This is a genomic window from Dyadobacter sp. 3J3, assembly GCF_009801115.1.
Taxonomy (GTDB): Bacteria; Bacteroidota; Bacteroidia; order Cytophagales; family Spirosomataceae; genus Dyadobacter.
In genome coordinates, this window is sequence record NZ_VTOL01000004.1 from 490,186 (window position 1) to 507,535 (window position 17,350).

The 17,350-nt window shown below is 38.4% G+C and carries 15 protein-coding genes and 1 riboswitch; of the genes, 7 read left to right on the forward strand and 8 right to left on the reverse strand.

All coding sequences use genetic code 11. The features are described 5' to 3' along the window. Positions 1-68: 68 nt before the first annotated feature. Together FZF08_RS11620 and FZF08_RS11625 are read left to right on the forward strand one after the other, a co-directional pair. Entirely contained in the window at positions 69-1,049 is a 981-nt protein-coding gene (locus FZF08_RS11620) for a hypothetical protein (protein ID WP_159468868.1), read from the forward strand. Continuing rightward, complete coding sequence (locus FZF08_RS11625) at positions 1,046-1,330, forward strand: hypothetical protein (RefSeq protein WP_159468870.1); 285 nt, start codon at positions 1,046-1,048, stop codon at positions 1,328-1,330. Before FZF08_RS11620 ends, FZF08_RS11625 begins: the two co-directional genes overlap by 4 nt. A gap of 423 nt (positions 1,331-1,753) precedes the next feature. Here the strand turns inward: FZF08_RS11625 and FZF08_RS11630 are convergent, their stop codons facing one another. From FZF08_RS11630 to FZF08_RS11660, 8 genes are all read right to left on the reverse strand, one after another. Then, on the reverse strand, positions 1,754-4,213 hold the full coding sequence (locus FZF08_RS11630; RefSeq protein WP_159468872.1) for a TonB-dependent receptor: 2,460 nt from the start codon (positions 4,211-4,213) through the stop codon (positions 1,754-1,756). 127 nt (positions 4,214-4,340) lie between these two features. Beyond that, a riboswitch (TPP riboswitch) is annotated at positions 4,341-4,436 on the reverse strand. A gap of 134 nt (positions 4,437-4,570) precedes the next feature. Continuing rightward, entirely contained in the window at positions 4,571-4,900 is a 330-nt protein-coding gene (locus FZF08_RS11635) for a DUF5615 family PIN-like protein (protein WP_159468874.1), read from the reverse strand. Next, a complete protein-coding gene (locus FZF08_RS11640) occupies positions 4,884-5,123 on the reverse strand; it encodes a DUF433 domain-containing protein (RefSeq protein ID WP_159468876.1) in 240 nt (79 codons plus the stop codon). Before FZF08_RS11640 ends, FZF08_RS11635 begins: the two co-directional genes overlap by 17 nt. Before the next feature lie 370 nt (positions 5,124-5,493). Next, complete coding sequence (locus tag FZF08_RS31740; protein ID WP_310590591.1) at positions 5,494-5,982, reverse strand: DUF1801 domain-containing protein; 489 nt, start codon at positions 5,980-5,982, stop codon at positions 5,494-5,496. 2 nt (positions 5,983-5,984) lie between these two features. Then, the gene (locus FZF08_RS11645) at positions 5,985-6,284 is read right to left on the reverse strand and encodes a DUF1801 domain-containing protein (RefSeq protein WP_310590592.1); all 300 of its coding nucleotides are present in this window, start codon (positions 6,282-6,284) and stop codon (positions 5,985-5,987) included. A gap of 228 nt (positions 6,285-6,512) precedes the next feature. Then, positions 6,513-7,208, reverse strand: a complete 696-nt coding sequence (locus FZF08_RS11650) for a hypothetical protein (protein WP_159468878.1) — start codon at positions 7,206-7,208, stop codon at positions 6,513-6,515. 21 nt (positions 7,209-7,229) lie between these two features. After that, a complete protein-coding gene (locus FZF08_RS11655; RefSeq protein ID WP_159468880.1) occupies positions 7,230-8,228 on the reverse strand; it encodes a glycosyl hydrolase family 18 protein in 999 nt (332 codons plus the stop codon). Positions 8,229-8,515: 287 nt separating this feature from the next. Continuing rightward, complete coding sequence (locus FZF08_RS11660) at positions 8,516-9,073, reverse strand: transposase (RefSeq protein ID WP_229216501.1); 558 nt, start codon at positions 9,071-9,073, stop codon at positions 8,516-8,518. Positions 9,074-9,378: 305 nt separating this feature from the next. On the opposite strand from FZF08_RS11660, the gene rocD reads away from it, so the two are divergent. The 5 genes from rocD to FZF08_RS11685 all read left to right on the forward strand — a co-directional run bounded on the left by rocD (position 9,379) and on the right by FZF08_RS11685 (position 17,302). Next, positions 9,379-10,632 (forward strand): ornithine--oxo-acid transaminase, encoded by a 1,254-nt coding sequence (gene rocD / locus FZF08_RS11665; RefSeq protein WP_159468882.1) that lies wholly within the window; start codon positions 9,379-9,381, stop codon positions 10,630-10,632. Between the two features lie 9 nt (positions 10,633-10,641). Further along, positions 10,642-12,033: a S41 family peptidase gene (locus FZF08_RS11670; RefSeq protein WP_159468884.1), complete on the forward strand. Its 1,392-nt coding sequence runs from the start codon at positions 10,642-10,644 to the stop codon at positions 12,031-12,033. 173 nt (positions 12,034-12,206) lie between these two features. Continuing rightward, complete coding sequence (locus tag FZF08_RS11675) at positions 12,207-12,461, forward strand: GlsB/YeaQ/YmgE family stress response membrane protein (RefSeq protein ID WP_159468886.1); 255 nt, start codon at positions 12,207-12,209, stop codon at positions 12,459-12,461. Between the two features lie 113 nt (positions 12,462-12,574). After that, positions 12,575-14,101: a GH3 auxin-responsive promoter family protein gene (locus FZF08_RS11680; RefSeq protein ID WP_159468888.1), complete on the forward strand. Its 1,527-nt coding sequence runs from the start codon at positions 12,575-12,577 to the stop codon at positions 14,099-14,101. A 102-nt stretch (positions 14,102-14,203) separates the two neighbouring features. Continuing rightward, complete coding sequence (locus FZF08_RS11685) at positions 14,204-17,302, forward strand: AAA family ATPase (protein WP_159468890.1); 3,099 nt, start codon at positions 14,204-14,206, stop codon at positions 17,300-17,302. Positions 17,303-17,350: the final 48 nt, after the last annotated feature.

Consider the following 17,350-nt stretch of genomic DNA (forward strand, 5'->3'; position numbering starts at 1 on the left):
TCAAGTGTCATTATTTTCTGAGATACAATGATATTTGTGGTTACCTATCTATTAAAGGATGTTTTATAATGCTGGAAGAATTAAGGAGAATTGCTTTTAGGTTTCAAATTGACCCTCAACAAACTGCCGGGCATACGGCTAGGTTATCTTCCGTTATTACAGTTTTGAATAATCTCAATACTTCATTTCTGAATTTTATTGAAATAGAATTTTTAAAAAACGAGAAGTTTAGGGCAGTTTACGACAAATCGCCCAAAGTTTTGGATGGTTTGAAAAAGGAGCTGGAATTGCTGGTGGTAGATCTTAAATTCAGCAGTTTTGAAGCAGCAGTTGCTTCCAATATTGTAGAGCCGCCAAGCCTTTTTACAACCGAAATTGACGATTGGAAAAGGAATGCGTTTTCGGAATACAAAAAAAATATTCTTTTCGGGAATTTTGAAGAACCAGGTTATATGAGTCAGGTGATTGGGAAATATTCTCCTGACGAAAGAAGCCGCATTTACAAACCACTCTTTACCGCATCCATTTCGGACAGGCCATTCAAGCTTTTTCTGATTGATGCAAAAGGCAAAAAGCTAAACCTCAGACAACCGGATAAAAGTTTCACAGATCAGTATTTTCCAAAAAAGGAAAAGGTGAAAAAAGAGAAGGTCGTTTATCGATTTGCCAAGATATATGCCAAAATAGGAGGGAGTGATACGTCTGCTGATCTGAGTAAAAAGGATATCAAAAAAGTACTTTTGATTGAGGAAATGGAGCACGGAACGTATCCGTTCAGACCGGATATTATCAAGTATGACGAAAAATTATACGTCCTTCATGAAAAGTTGACTTGTGAGGTAAACTTTGAAAATCAGGTTTACGTAGTTTCATTTTCGTCCTTGAATTTATGCGTTTGGGGAATAACGAGAGAAGAAGCTGAGGCGGCATTTAATTTCAGTTTTCATGCGTTATACCAAAACTTTGCGCTGGAATCTGATTATCTGCTTTCGGATGAAGCTATCGTGCTCAAAAATAAATTGTTGACCATTGTTAAGGCGATCAAATGAAAGCGAGAAAAAGTAAGGACATACAGAGATCATTACAGAAACAAGGATTTGAATCTTACTCTGAAAAGGATTACCATCAATTGCATTATCTTGTTGTTGACGGCAAAAAACAAGCGGTTTTTACCTATGTTGGTAAGGCACCGTTAAGTTCGGAATTGATGGAAACGGTTTCCAATCAGTTAAAATTGACGGATGAAAAAATGGCGGATAGTTTTTTTTCTGGTAGATTGAATAATGAGAAATATATTGGAATGTTGAGGGAGAAAGAAATTGTGAGGTAAATAGTTTAATTGAAAAATTATTACGGTGCGCTGCACCTTATGACATTTTTTAGCTAACGGGTTTTCTACAAATATTTAGGTGCGCTGCACCTTTTTAGCTTTGAGATAATCTTTTCACAATGCGCGCATTCAAAATTTAGTGAAGAGATGCACAGCGCCCAAATACTTGTAGTAAATTCTAACGGTTTTAGGTGCGGCGCACCATAATACTTGTAGCAACGGAATAGCAAATTCTAATGTTTTAGGTGCAGCGCACCGAAATATTTATAGAATTTGAACAGCAGATTCTAACGTTTTAGGTGCAGCGCACCGAAATACTTGTAGCAACGGAATAGCAAATGCTAACGTTTTAGGTGCAGCGCACCGAAATATTGACAAAGTAACAGAGAACGCCACGCGACGTTCTCTGTTACTTTTTATAACCTAAAAATGGAAATTCACCCCAACTAAAAAATTCCCTCCCGCTTGCGGAAAATAGAAATTTTCCTGAGTCAAAGCACCACCGCTGATATAGCCATAAGTATAACCGTTCGACTCATAACGTTCGCTGAAAATATTATTCAATAGGAAATTGAAAGAAATTTCTTTAATCCACTTCGGTTTTACTGTATAAGTTAAGCGAAGATCATTTGTGAAATACGCATCAAGCCTGCGCGTTTCACTGGAAGTATTATCAAGATATTGTTTGCCAACATACTTGGTCAATAAAGCAAATTCAAGATTTTTCTGTGGACTGTAAGTAAACTGACTTCCTACGATTACGTTTGGAGAAAAGGAAATATCTGATTTTCCGTGATTGACAAGATCATAACCTCCGGTATCATAATTGACAATATATTCTGTGAAATTCGCAATTTTATTCTGACTGAACGTGGCATTCGCGTTCCATTTAAAATGTGAATTAAAAGCAACAGCACCTTCCAGTTCAATTCCGGTACGGTAACTTTTCGGGACATTGACACGGATTGAATTCCCAACATCATTGATCTGGCCGGTTAATACAAGCTGATTTTTGTATTGCATCAAATAATAATTCGCAGCAATCATCCATTTTCCCTGCTGCATGCGAAATCCTGCTTCTACGTTATTTAACCTCTCACTTTTTGGGAAAAGACGCGTTGTTGATGCTGCAAAATCATCACGGTTTGGTTCCTTGTTTCCCACGCTATATGAAGCGTAAACCGAACTTTGGGGCGTCAGCTGATATGTTAAACCTGCCTTCGGATTCAGGAATGAATAAGATTGATCAAAATTCATTTGAACCATTTCATTGTCCTTTCCATCAATTTTATGACTGACGCGGCGGAATTGCAAATCACCAAAAGCATTCAGCTTTTCAGTAAATTGATAATAAAGTTTTCCATAGATGTTAAAATCTTTTTTGACTCCTTTGTTGAAATAATAACGTTGTTCATTTTCAGTAGCTCCGGCATTTCTTGCCCATACTATTTCTCCATAATGATCGCCCGTGTAATAAGTATAGCCACCGCCAACACTGGCTGTCAGCTTTTTAAAACTGTTATAATCAAGCGAAAAAGTTGATCCATAGAAGTAATTATCCAGCCATCTACGGCGGATGATGTCTGTATTTGTAATGGTATCTCCGCCAATAAGCACGTTGGGCAAATTGTAGTTACTGAGTTTATCATTTTTCCTTGATTGCTCATAGTATCCCAATCCCCTTACCAGGAAACCATTGAGGTTTAATGTAAGATTTTTATTTAATGTATGTGAAGAAACAAGTTGATAATGATCCTGACGATAATTATCAACTTCATTTTTATAAGTATAAGAATTATAAGTACGGTTGTTGGAATTGATAAGGTTTTGCGCATCGCTTTCATCAAGTCCGTTGCGATCAATATAGGATAACAAACCTTCGCGATCGCCCCGAAGTTTGGCTTCGGGAACGCCGTTCCAGGACTGATATGTTTTTTCCTTTCCTGAAAATACATTAACACGTACAAAACTTTTCCCACCAAAATAAGCACCGGATAAGTAGTAGGAGTGCAATTCCGAAGAAGCCCGGTCAACAAATCCATCGGAAGAAACACGGGACAGACGGGCATCAAAAGTGAATTTATCTTTGATTAAACCACTACCAACTTTGAAGGTATTTTTAAAGGTATTGAAAGAGCCATAGGAGTTATTAAGTTCGGCATAGGCTTCTTTCCTGAACTGATTGGTACTAATATTAACGGTCGCGCCAAAAGCTCCCGAGCCGTTTGTAGAAGTCCCAACACCTCGCTGAATCTGGATGCTGCTCACGGAAGAAGCGAAATCAGGCATGTTTACCCAATAGACACCCTGACTTTCTGCATCGTTGTAAGGAATTCCATTGACCGTAACATTAATGCGCGTAGCATCCGTACCACGAATTCTTATTCCGGTATATCCAACTCCACCGCCGGCGTCACTGGTGCTTACCAGAGAAGGCGTGAAATTTAGAAGCACCGGCAGATCCTGTCCCAGATTTTGTTTGTTCAGAGCTTCCGCTGTCACATTGGTATAAGCCATCCCGGTTTTGTCGGTAACGCGTGTTGCATTAACGATAACTTCATCGGCCTGAAAAGTGCTTTTTTGAAGTTTTATTTCAAGCGGTTTTCCTTCACTTAAATTAGCGGCTTCCAGTTTAATGGTTTGGTAGCCAATATAAGAAATTTCCAGAATCCCGATGTTTTCCGAAATATTCCGAAGTGTAAATCTCCCGTTGGCATCGGTGGATGTTCCGCGGATTTCTCCTGCCCGGATTGTAGCGCCGGGAAGTGATTTTCCGTCTTCCTGATCGGTAACCTGACCGGTTAATGTTTTTTGAGCATAAACAGATATGCTCAGTAAAGTGCTTATAACGAGTGTTAAAAGACAGGTCGTAACGTTTCGCATTGCGATCATTAGTTGTTACGAACAGGCAAGGGGCCACCTATCCTTTTGGTTCAATAAAAATGATTATTCGATTCAGCTGACTTTATGGAGCTTGAAAATCAATGATTCATGCTGATTTTCGCTAGTCCTGAGTTTAGCTTTCTCTTCCTACGCCGGCATTATCCGGATCAGGTAATATGGGTATGATCTCAGCCCGTTAGGTAGGGCACCCCTTTGAGATTATGATGTAAAGTTAAGCGGTTTGGGGTGGGGAAACAAGGAAAAATTATAATCGCGATTTTTGATTTGCGATTCGCAAATCAAAAATCTATTACCAGCAAAATGCTTCGGCCACCGAAGAATTATATAGAAGTCAACTTAATCTGCATGAATAACAATGGGCCCTATCGCTAGTTTACCAGATTTCAAATGATCATTTATCTGACTTGAAAGTTTTGTCAACTCCATATAAGTATTAATCTGCGCGGTTAATACAAAAACGGTAATCGTGTATTTGGAAAAATTTTGCTGATGTTGAAGATTTTTGTCGAATGTAAGCAAAGCGTCAAAATCGTTTTCAAGCATCAACTTCAATAATTCGCCATTTTTTACACCGTTCCATTCTTTATCTCGAACTGTAAAAACTTCGTGTTCAGGAAAATCCAGTTTTAAACGCTTAGGTAAGTTTTCATCAAGCAACAGTCGCATACAGCTGCTCGATATTTTTGGAAGTAAGAAATTTATTTGCTGTTTCAAGAACTGCCACAGCCTGACTTTTAGATACAGTGGGAAAGTCTTCTAAAAAATCATTCAATGAAACACCAGCTTCTAAATGGTCAAAAAGTGTTTCGACAGGGACGCGAGTTCCTGCAAAGACAGGTTGACCACCTAATATATCATCATCTATCGTGACGAGTGTTTTAATTTCCATAATCTAAAAATAAGGATTTTTATTTAATTAACCGATAATTGAAACCTTACTTATCAATCAAAGCCAACCACTCATTTATTACATTTTTCAAAGTTTTCTCCTTTGATTTCACATCATCCAATCCTTGAAAACCACCGTTCTTGTTCCATCTTCATAATGGCCTTCAAGAATTAGGTTATTGGAATTTGGTCGATATTTGTTTTAGAAAAGTAGCTCTCGAAATTAACCCCAGGTTTCAACCTGGGGTTAGCAGGTCAACATATCTGATCGTGGGCTTTAGCCATTGAATTAAATATTGGGGAATTGGCTAAGCCGGATAGTTCTTTAATCCGGTTCCTAAGGTTAAAATCTTGGGTAAGTACTTCAATCCTCACTTCTCAACCAAACTCAACCACCCTTTCACCACATTTTTCAAAGATTTTTCCTTAAACTTTACATCATCCAAATCCTTGAAAACCACCGTTCGTCTCTCATCTTTGTAATCTCCCTCCAAAAAGCCGGAGCTATCATTAACCTTGGTGCCGCTTGGGAAAACGAGCATAATTCTTCCTTTGTGAAGGTTCATCACAACGATATCTCTCTTATATTCTTTCGGATCAAACGGTTTCATTTCTCCGGTATAGTAAAAACCGGGATTGTTCCATTTGATATGCTCAGCGATTTCTTTATCGGTGCTTAAAATTATTTGGCGTATCTCTTCAACAATATTTCCCAGTTCAGGGTCAAGTTTTTGAATAAACCCGGTAACCTGATCCTGGTAAGAAAGTTTTGGTGTTTTTGCCGACGTCTTCTTTTTGTTTTTAGCTTCTGTTTTTGCCAGGTTTTGTTCAATTCTATATTTCGTAATTTTCGCTACCAAATCTAGTGGAAGTGGTTTATCAAACGGAAACTGAACAGAACCTTTTGCACCTTGTAAATCGATAATTCTTCCTTAAAAGCTTCAAGCCCGCGTGGAGCTGGATAAAATCCAATGTGATTTTTAAAAGCGGCATAATGAACCAGATTTCCGTTCAGTGTGAAAGTCGGGATTCCATAACCGATTTTTTCTTCTGCCTCCGGTGCAGCTTTCCGGATTGTCTGGCGCATATCTTCCAAAAGTTTTTGGATTTCTTTTGGAAAACCTGCGATGTAGTTATCAACGTCTGGATTATTTTTTGTCATAATCGTATAAAGGAATAGGAATATGCTTTTATTTTTTTGTCGATAGCGGTAAAAGTGAAGATCGTGTAAGTGCTTTTTTATACCAGACTCTTGGTAATACGTTGAATAGTAAAGAAATGATCAATCAGGAATATGATCACTACTGATTTTTTGGAGAGGATTTTCATCTGAGATTTTCTTTAAATTCAGGAGATAAGATACCAGCAAAATTTGTATTATTCTCAGTATTTATAAATGTTGACCTAACGTTCCCGCTTTCTCCGTTTTTCTATTTTTATCCTCTAAAAACTTATAAGTTCTGTGGCCAGCCAAAGTTTTATCCAATCGCTCAAACAACTTATCATTTTTAAACGCATACCAATTGATTTTTAAAAGATAAAGACTGACATATGAATCTGTGTGATCTGCAATATATTCACCGGTTTTCCTGACCAGATTTTCTTTTTCAATGGCTTGTTTTTCGACCCAGTAATTCAGACTGTCTGCATTTCTTTCTTTACGTGCACGTTTTTCACCTTCCGAATAAATGATAATTCGTTGATCATAAGGTTTTTGAAGACTATCCTGAAATAATTTCCATTCAGGATTACTTTTTGAGTTGCTAACAATAGATTTTGATACATCGGTAGTATCCAGCTGAATCCTGGCGCCGGGTTCCAAAAAGAAAAATAGTGAACCCTTCACCTGGGAAACATGCAGCTGATAAAGGTCAGGCACAAGATCACTGGCAATTTCCAGATTAAAAATGTCAGAATTCAGTTTTATGGAATGCACAATCGCGGCAAATCCTTTTTCACGTGTAAGCAGAATGGCTTTTCGTCCTTTGAATTCCTTTGGCGCTGTGATCTGAATTCTAATGTTTTGAGAAAAAGCCGGTGGCGCAATGAATAAAAAAAGTAAAAGGTGAACGAAGTATCTATTCATTTTCCTGAAACGTATGGCTTGTTATTTTCCCTTTGACTGGATGACCTCCTGTATATTTCCCAGAAGCGACTGCGGCCCTTTATCATCCTGCAACAATTGCCAGATCATGATACCTCCCGTTTTTTCCAAAGCTAATACAGTTTTTTTACGAATGGTTGGAATTCCATTGTAATAAATAATACCGCCATTTACATTAAATTCATCAGTCTGAATGCCGCCGGGATATTGAAGCAAAAGATTTTTCCAGGAAATACTTTCTGGTGCCGTTCCTCCAAAGCCATATCCATAAAATGGAACGCCAAGACTCAGTTTTTCTTTTGCAATTCCGCGGGTTTTATTCCAATAGTCAACATCTTCAACAGCCATGTCATAAGGTGCATGTGGGCCAGGTTTTGTCAGATTCCACGGTCCTGTTTTGTCATAAGACATGATATTTACAAAATCGAATTGCGCGAGTGCTTTGTCTGTAAACTGATCTTTGTAAACCGTAGCGATAGCTGCTGTAATCATTTTGTTTTTTAGTCTCAATTGCGCAGCCAGATCAATTACAAAATTTTCATAATTGGCATCAATCAAAGCACCTTCAAGGTCTACATCAATTCCATCCAGATCACTATCAACGGCCAGTTTGACAAGATCATTGATCAGTTTTGTCTTTTTATTTCCAATTAAAAAGGCTGGATAATATTTAGGTGCGCCACCTCCACCAATGGATGCCATAATTTTGACATTATTTCTATGAGCGATCGCTGCAACAGCTTTCAGGTTTTCTATCCCCTGCAAATTACCGGCGGAATCGGGATTTATAAAAGCAATATTTAAGTGTGTGATTTTGCTATAATCAATGGTATTGGCAGATTGCACCAAATTTTCCCGGCCGGGTAAATAGCCTATAACACGGAAACTGGATTTGGAACTGTCGCCGGTTATAGCTTTTTTACTGCATGCGGAGTGGGTGAAAATGAGCCCGACTAGGACGAAAATGAATTGATATTTAATGTTTTGTATTCTTAATTTCATTGGGTGGTATAGTTCCGTGGTCTGTGTCTTTACTTAGTTCCGTGGTCTGTGTCTTCACCTAGTTCCGTGGTCTGTGTCTTCACAGATTACTATTTTATAACTAATAAAATGATTAAGTATTTTTAGATCTGTGAGTGCCTCGGACCACAACTATGTATGATTTCTTATCTAGTATTTACTTGGTCTTTGAGGACACAGACCAAGGAGTCGATATTAATCCATGGTCTGTGTCTTTCTATGGCCTGTGTCTTCACAGACCATGGCTAATTAAAATAATATCCCAAAGATTAAAATCGGTCCTTATAATGTGTTATAATACCAAATTCATCTTTGCCATTTTCATAATAATTAGCAGAAGACCAATAATATTTTTCAGGTCGATCTGCAAGATTCCATTTAAGTTGCAAAGGGTTGTTGTGAATATAATCAATTTTTTGTTCAACTTTTATCTTGGAATCTATTAACACAGCCAGTGGATCTCGTTGCCAGAAGCGATATTTTCTTTCGGTATCTTGAACTTCGAAATAAGGCAGTACATCGGGATGATTTTTCCGCAAATCTTTCAGAATCTGATGGCTTATAAATTTATTGAAACTTGCATAAGGCTTCTCTTTTCCATTGAGATCTTTCATTTCCCAAACCATATGAAGATGGTTAGGCATGATAACAAAAGCATAAATAGCGATTTGTTCTCTTCTGATTAACTCCTTCCATGACGAAATAATTAGCTCCTTATACTTGTCCTGGCGGAGCAAATTTTTCCAATCCTTTATGGTGTCGGTCCAAAAATAAACCTGATCAAATTCCATTACGGAATTGCGAAAGATATTTTCTTGGTGTGTCATATGTTATCTGTTTAGAAGTTTTGTGGTCTGTGAAGACACAGACCACGGAGTTGGACTATGGAATTGAAGTTATGCGGTCTGTGAAGACACAGACCACGGATTACAGACCGCGGATTAAGAATCTAATTCTTCTTTTAAGACAGATATCCTTCAAAAAGGCCACAATTCGCGGGAACTATGAAATTGAAATTTATAATGATTTTTGAAAATGAATTTTCTTTACCCAATTGTTACGCTTAAAACACCCGTGATTTGCGTATTTTTACGCGATCTAAATCGAATGAATCCGCTTTAACGTAAATACAATGGCAAACTATACAGACACAACGATGCTGGAAGCAACACAGCTTGCGATGGAATTGGAAGGAAAATACGGTGCTCACAATTACAAACCGATGCCCGTAGTACTTTCCAGAGGCGAAGGAGTCTATGTCTGGGATGTTGAAGGGAAACGTTATCTGGATTTTTTATCAGCTTATAGCGCTGTCAGCCAGGGACATTGTCATCCGAAAATTATTGCTGCCATGATTGAACAGGCGCAAAAATTAACGCTGACTTCCCGTGCTTTTTACAGTGATAAACTGGGAGAATGCGAAAGATTTCTATGTGATTATTTCGGTTATGATAAAGTTTTGATGATGAATTCCGGGGTGGAAGGCGGTGAAACTGCTTTAAAACTTACCCGGAAATGGGCCTATAAAGTGAAAGGAATAGCGCCTGATAAAGCCAAAACAGTTTATGCTTCCGGGAATTTCTGGGGACGTACGCTGGCTGCTATTTCATCATCAACCGATCCGTCCAGTACCGATGATTACGGACCGTTTTTACCAGGTTTTCTGATCATTCCTTATGATGATCTTGAAGCTTTGGAAAATACATTTAAAAGTGACCCGGATATTGCCGGTTTCATGGTTGAACCTATTCAGGGAGAAGCTGGTGTCGTTGTTCCAAAAGAAGGATATTTGAAAGGAGTACGTGATTTATGTACAAAATATAACGTTTTATTTATTGCCGATGAAGTTCAAACTGGAATCGGGCGTACCGGAAAACGATTGGCCTGTGACTGGGAAGATGTGAAACCGGATATCCTTGTTCTTGGAAAAGCACTTTCCGGCGGGACAATGCCTGTTTCAGCTGCGTTTGCAAATGATGAAATTATGCTGACGATCGCCCCGGGTGAACATGGCTCAACGTATGGTGGAAATCCTTTGGCCTGCGCGGTCACAATGGCGGCCTTACAGGTTGTCGATGATGAAAACCTGGCTGAAAATGCTGAAATCATGGGACAACTTTTCCGTCAGAGAATTGAAGAATTGAAGCAAAAATGTAATCTGATCGAGTTGGTTCGGGGTAAAGGATTGCTGAATGCAATTGTGATCAACGATACAGAAGATAGTGCAACGGCGATGAAATTGTGTTACAAAATGATGGATAAAGGATTGTTATGCAAACCAACGCATGGTAATAAAATCCGTTTTGCTCCGCCTTTGGTGATTACAGAAGAACAAATGAATGTAGCTTGTGATATCATTGAAGAAGTTTTTATGTCAACAAACTAAATCAACTTAATGAAAAAGGTCTTTGTTCTGCTACTTTTTATAACAGGTTTTCTGGCAGCTTGTCATGAAAAAAATGTTGATCCGGCTACGAATACGGAAACCAATCAATGGATTCTGGATCAGATGAAAACCTGGTATTACTGGAATGATAAAATTACAGCAACACCTGATCTGACTTTGGAGCCGGAAGCCTTTTTCAATTCTTTATTGTATAAATTTGACGCCACGCTTCGTCCGGATGGGGACCGTTTTTCATGGATTGAAAGTGATGCCGATGCTTTGAAAGCAGAATTAAGCGGATCAACAAAAACGACCGGTATGGAGTTGAAACTGTTTTATTACCCAACCGGGGGTTCCAACATAGTCGGTATTGTTGCTTACACTTTACCAGGCTCGCCTGCTGCTTTGGCTGGTATCAAACGCGGCGACGTTTTTACGCGGATTAACGATCAGAAACTTACTGCATCGAATTATTACGATCTGGTTTATTCTGATGCATCGAAAATTTTCACGATGGCAAGTTTCAATGAGAAGGATTCCATTATTGAAGGGACAATCAAAAAAGACGTAACACCGGTAAGTTTTCAGGAAGATCCGGTTTTCTATGATACCACCTTTCAGTATGGCAGCAATACAATTGGCTACCTGGTTTATCATCAATTTATCACCAGCAAAAATGGAAGTGATAAAAAGGAATACGATGCTGAGCTTGATACTAAAATTGCCTCGTTTAAAGCTAAAAATGTGAATTCCCTTATTCTCGATCTACGGTATAATCCTGGAGGATATGTAAGTTCAGCAACAAATCTGGCCAGTTTGATCGGCAAAAATATTTCAGATAGTAAAGTGTTTTATTACAAAGGTTATAATTCGACGATTACACCAGTGTTACAAAAACAATACGGCGACGATTATTTCAATGATAAATTTGTATCAAAAACCCAGAATATCGGTGCTAATCTCATCAACCTGATTATTTTAACTTCCTCTCGCACCGCTTCTGCCAGCGAATTACTCATAAATGGATTAAAACCTTTCATGACGGTAACGCTTGTTGGAGATAAAACAGTGGGCAAAAATGTAGGATCAATTACATTAAGTGATAATTCCGGAAAGGTGAAATGGGGATTGCAGCCGATCGTTACCAGGTCCTACAACAGTTTGAAACAATCCGATTACTCGACCGGATTTACGCCGGACATAAGTGCAAAAGAAGGCCTTCGACTCTATCCATATGGAAACGTAAAAGATGCCTTATTAAACGCAGCGCTGTCCAAAATCGTTGGTGCACCCGTTGCGCGAAAAACGCCGGAACAGTTAAGAACATCGAATTCTTATGTGGAAATCATGTCTACTATTGAAAAGAAAGCGGGCGGAAGTAATATGTTTTTTGATAAATAAATTCTAGTAGTTTAATCCCAGAAATCCAGTCATTTAACCTGATATATTCTTTATTTGATTAAATAAGTTTATGTTTCTGATAGTATATTTTTGTGAAATTTTCAGGTTCGGTATACTTTTTATAATATTAGGAGAAGCTTTCAAATTTTCTAACACTATAAACGGAATACACTATGGGCATTTTGACTTGGATTATCGTAGGACTGGTTGCAGGGGCTATCGCTAAGGCTTTGCATCCGGGAAAAGATCCGGGAGGTTTTTTAGTAACGATATTAATCGGGATTGCCGGAGCGGTTGTCGGAGGCTGGGTATTTTCACTTTTGGGATATGGCCCTGTCGACGGGTTTAATTTAGGCAGTCTTTTTATTGCCATTTTAGGCGCTGTTTTACTTCTTTTCCTTTATAGAAAGTTTAGTACAAAAGCATAGGAGATTTTTAATAAGATGGAGAGGGAATAAGGTTGCAATCTTATTTCCTCTCCATTTATTTTGTTATTTTTGAGAAATTCCTGAAACGGATTTACATCAACAACCCGATTACTATGAAGCTGGTGAATAATATGACTGTCTGGTTTTTGAAGCGGCGCTTTGAAAGGATAGAACAGTTTATGAAAAACCCCGTTGAAACCCAGCAACGTATATTTTCTGAACTTATTGAGACAGCCAGATATACCGAATGGGGCGCAAAATATAATTTTGGTCAAATAAAATCGATTAAGGAATTTCAGGAGCAGGTTCCTGTTTCTTCTTACGAGGAATTATATCCGTACATCGAACGCGTTTTAAAAGGCGAACCCAACATACTTTGGCCTTCACAGATAGAATGGTTTTCAAAGTCTTCCGGGACTACAAACGCACGCAGCAAATTTCTGCCCGTTTCTCCCGAAGCGCTGGAAGAATGTCATTACGAGGGTGGGAAGGATATGATGACGCTCCTTATTCATAACAGACCTGAAACGATGGTTTTTGATGGAAAAGGCTTGTCGATCGGCGGAACTCTTTACGCTAATCCATTTGATGATTATACCCAGGTAGGCGATGTTTCCGCTGTAATTATGCAAAATCTTCCTGCCTGGGGAGAATTCATGCGGACGCCTCCCCTGGAAGTCGCGCTGATGGATCATTGGGAAAGCAAGCTTGAAAAAATGGCCGAAATTTGTTCCCAGGAAAATGTTACCAGCATTCTTGGCGTTCCAACCTGGACCATCCTGTTACTTGATAAGATTCTTGCCCTTACCGGCAAAAGCAATATGCTTGAAGTGTGGCCGGATTTTGAAGTTTTTATTCATGGAGCGGTTTCATTTGAACCTTACCGTGATTTATTCACGCAGAAATATTTTCCTTCCGAACATGTAACGTATCTCGAAACTTACAGCGCGTCCGAAGGTTTTTTTGCTATTCAGGATGATCTTTCGAAAGTTGGGGAAATGCTTTTGATGCTTGATTATGGCATTTTCTATGAATTTATTCCAATAGATGAAGTTGGAAAACAACATCCAAAAGCACTGTTGCTGGATGAGGTAGAAGTTGGGAAAAACTATGCAATGGTCATTTCTACAAACGCAGGATTATGGCGTTATCTGATCGGGGATACTGTGAAATTTACTTCCAAATATCCTTTTCGCCTGAAAGTAAGCGGCCGGACAAAACATTTTATTAATGCTTTTGGTGAAGAAGTCATTGTAGAAAATGCAGATCATGCCATAAAAATTGCATCACAGAATACGGATTCTCTGGTAGTCAATTATACAGCAGGTCCCGTTTATATGGGCGATGGTTCCCGCGGACGTCATGAATGGATTATTGAGTTTACAAAAGAGCCTGAAAATCATGAGGAATTTACCCGGATTCTGGACGAAACGTTAAGGGAAGTAAACTCTGATTATGATGCAAAACGCTATAAGGATATGGCCTTATTATCGCCAATCGTACATTTTGCACCTACGAACACTTTCTATAACTGGATGTCAAAACGCAACAAACTCGGAGGGCAAAACAAGGTTCCCAGACTTAGTAATGATAGAATTTACGTTGAAGACTTGTTAGAGCTTTTAGCTGTTGGTTCTTAGCGATTAGCGAAACTGCTCGAATCAATTTATTATTATACTTTTCCTTTATTTACCGGGTGTCAGCAGCTAAAAGCTAACGCCTAAAAGCCAATAACTCTCCAAATGATTCCCAAGTATCTCAAAATAAAAGGCTTATATTCTTACCAGTCCGAACAGGAAATTCAGTTTGATGCATTAACCGATGCTTCGCTATTTGGTATTTTCGGGGCGGTAGGAAGTGGGAAATCTTCGATTCTGGAAGCAATCACTTTTGCACTTTATGGAGATACTGAGCGTTTAAATCGCTCGGGCGACGATCGTACTTATAATATGATGAACCTGCGGTCGGATGAATTATTGATTGATTTTGAGTGCATTGCAGGAAAGCCAGCGGAATTGTACCGGTTTACGGTTAAAGGAAAACGGAACAGCAAGAATTTTAAAGATGTAAAAACTTTTGAAAGAAAAGCATATAAATCGGTTGAAGGAGCTTGGATACCGCTCCCGGACGAAGAAAATGCGGAGCGGATTATTGGATTAAGTTACGACAATTTTCGTCGTACGATTATCATTCCGCAAGGCCGTTTTCAGGAATTTATCGAATTAAAAGATGCTGAACGGACAAGAATGATGAAAGAACTTTTCCAGCTGGAAAAGTACGATCTAAGCCGGAAAGTGGGTACGCTGAGCAAACAAAATGATCTGGAATTATCTAATCTGGACGGTCAGTTATTGACTTTGGGAGAAGTGACACCGGAAATGATTGCTGTCGAAGAAATAAAAAGAGAAGAGGTAAGGCAGCTGATCAAATCAATTCATGAAGAACTTACTGCACAAACCGAACTTGAAAACCAGTTTCAAAAACTAAGGCTGATTTCTGAAAAACTGCAATTGCTTAATAGCCAGATTCTCGCTCTGGAATTGCAAAAACCGGATATGGAATTGCGTGAAGAAACGCTTAGGGTTTTTGAAATTTGTTCATTACATTTTAAATCACTTTTTGATAGAAAAAAATCATACTTAGTTTCTATTGAGAGAGATAGCCGATCATTTGAAAAAAACTTTCGCAGAAATACAGAACTGGATTCCATACTAATTCAGCAACGGGAAGTGCTGGCAAAAATTCAACCTCAGTATAATAAACGGGAAGAATTGCTTGATACAGCTGAAGAGCTGGAGAAAGTAATTCAGATTATTGAAAATAAAACCGCTTTGGAAAAAAGTAAGGGCGCGTTGGAACGAGGAGAAATAAAACTTCTTGAAAAGGAAAAGGCGATTGAATTGTTGAAAATCGGGAAGCTGGAAAAAGAGGAGCTCAACGAAAAGAGAAAAGAGGGATTATCCGATGTTCAGGAGCTTAGCCAGATTAAGGTTTGGTATACAACGTCGGATGGTTTAACAGAAAATCGTATTTCAATTAAAAAAGAAGCAGATGATTTACAGGCTGAAATCGTAAAACAGCAGGATTTTTTACAAACAAAAACGCAGGAAGCAAATCAGGTTTTTTCTTTACAAATTGTTCCGGAAGCAAATCTGGAAACAATTCAAAAGTCAGTTTCCGAGTACTTATTAGTCAATGAAAAAGAGGGTGAGAATTTAAATCAAAAACTTGTACTGGCGAATACCAGGTTAGCTTTACAAAGATTTGCGAATAGTCTGGAAGATGGAAAACCTTGTCCGCTGTGCGGCGCGGAACATCATCCGTCCGTTTTACATGAAGACGATTCTGTTTTTGAAGAGATAAAAAGTATCGAAGTTCAGAGAATTAATTTACAAAAACTGGAACAGGAAATTCGCAAATTTCAATCGCCGGTTGAAAAGATTTTCAATCAGATCGAAAGCCTGGAAAAACAGAAAATCACGATTAAACAACGTTATACCGAAGTTCGGGCTAAAATTGAAACGCATGACAAAACATTCGTATGGTCCAAATTTGATAAAAACAACCGTGAAGTTTTTGAACAGCATTTTAACGAAGTCGTAAAAATTCAGACGGAAATCAAAGAAAAGGAAGTTGAGATTAAAAAAGTATCCCAACTTATTGAAACAGAAACAAAAGAGAAAGTTGAAAAAATTGAACAGCCGCTGCAAAATCTCAGGAATGAAATTCTGAAAATTGAGAACACAGTTTCTACACTGTCAGGACAGCTTGAAAAGGTTGATTTAAATCATCTGGGAACGTTGGATAAAGCTGCCATTTCAGAAAAAATTGAAGCACTGAAAAATCAGTATAAAGAACTTAACCGTTTATACGAGCAAACCGAAAAGCAGCTTGATATATTGGAAAAGGAAAAAGATACCATTTCCGGGAGTCAGAATATTTTACAGGAAACACTTGAAAGAAATCGGAAAGAGTTGGCTTCGGCGCAAATTGAAATTCAAAATCAGTTAGAAATACATCAGTTTGAGACGGAAGAATGGGTTAGTGAAATTCTTCAAAAACCAATTATCATTGATCAGGAACGGAAAATCATTGATCAGTATAAAAACACATTGCATAATGCCAAAAGAGATCTGGGCGCATTGAAAACTGAAAATGCGGATCAACATTACGATTCGGAAAAGCATGCAACCGTGCTGGCTAAAAAGGAAAGTTTGACATTAAGCTTAAATAATAAAAGAAAAGAAGAAGGCGGACTGGACGGTTTACTGTTAAAAATGGCCGAAGATCTGGCCAAAAAGGAATCTCTTCAAAAAGATAAAACCAGACTTGAACTAAGAAAAGAACATCTGGACGATCTCGCCAGATTATTCCGTTCAAGCGGTTTTGTAGATTATGCGTCCAGCATTTATTTGCAAAACCTGATCCATGCAGCAAACGAACGGTTCCACCAGATGACGCATCAGCAGCTTCATTTGGAACTTGGCGAGGGAAATAGTTTTTGGGTAAGAGATTTGTTGAATGGAGGTCACATGCGACTGTTGAAAACGCTTTCCGGTGGACAGAAATTTCAGGCCGCTTTATCTCTGGCACTTGCCCTAGCGGATCATATTCATGTCAGGAATGAATCAAAACATAACTTTTTCTTCCTGGATGAAGGTTTTGGGTCTCTGGATAAAAATGCATTGCAGACTGTTTTTGAGACTTTGAAATCACTTAGAAAGGAAAATCGGATTGTGGGAATTATAAGTCACGTTGAAGATTTGCAGCAGGAAATCCAGGCATATCTCCGAATAGTAGAAAGTGAAGAAGGAAGTAAAATTATGACAAGCTGGGGTTAGGAATTGTCAGATGTTAGAAGGTATCTTTATAGAACGTTATTAATTACC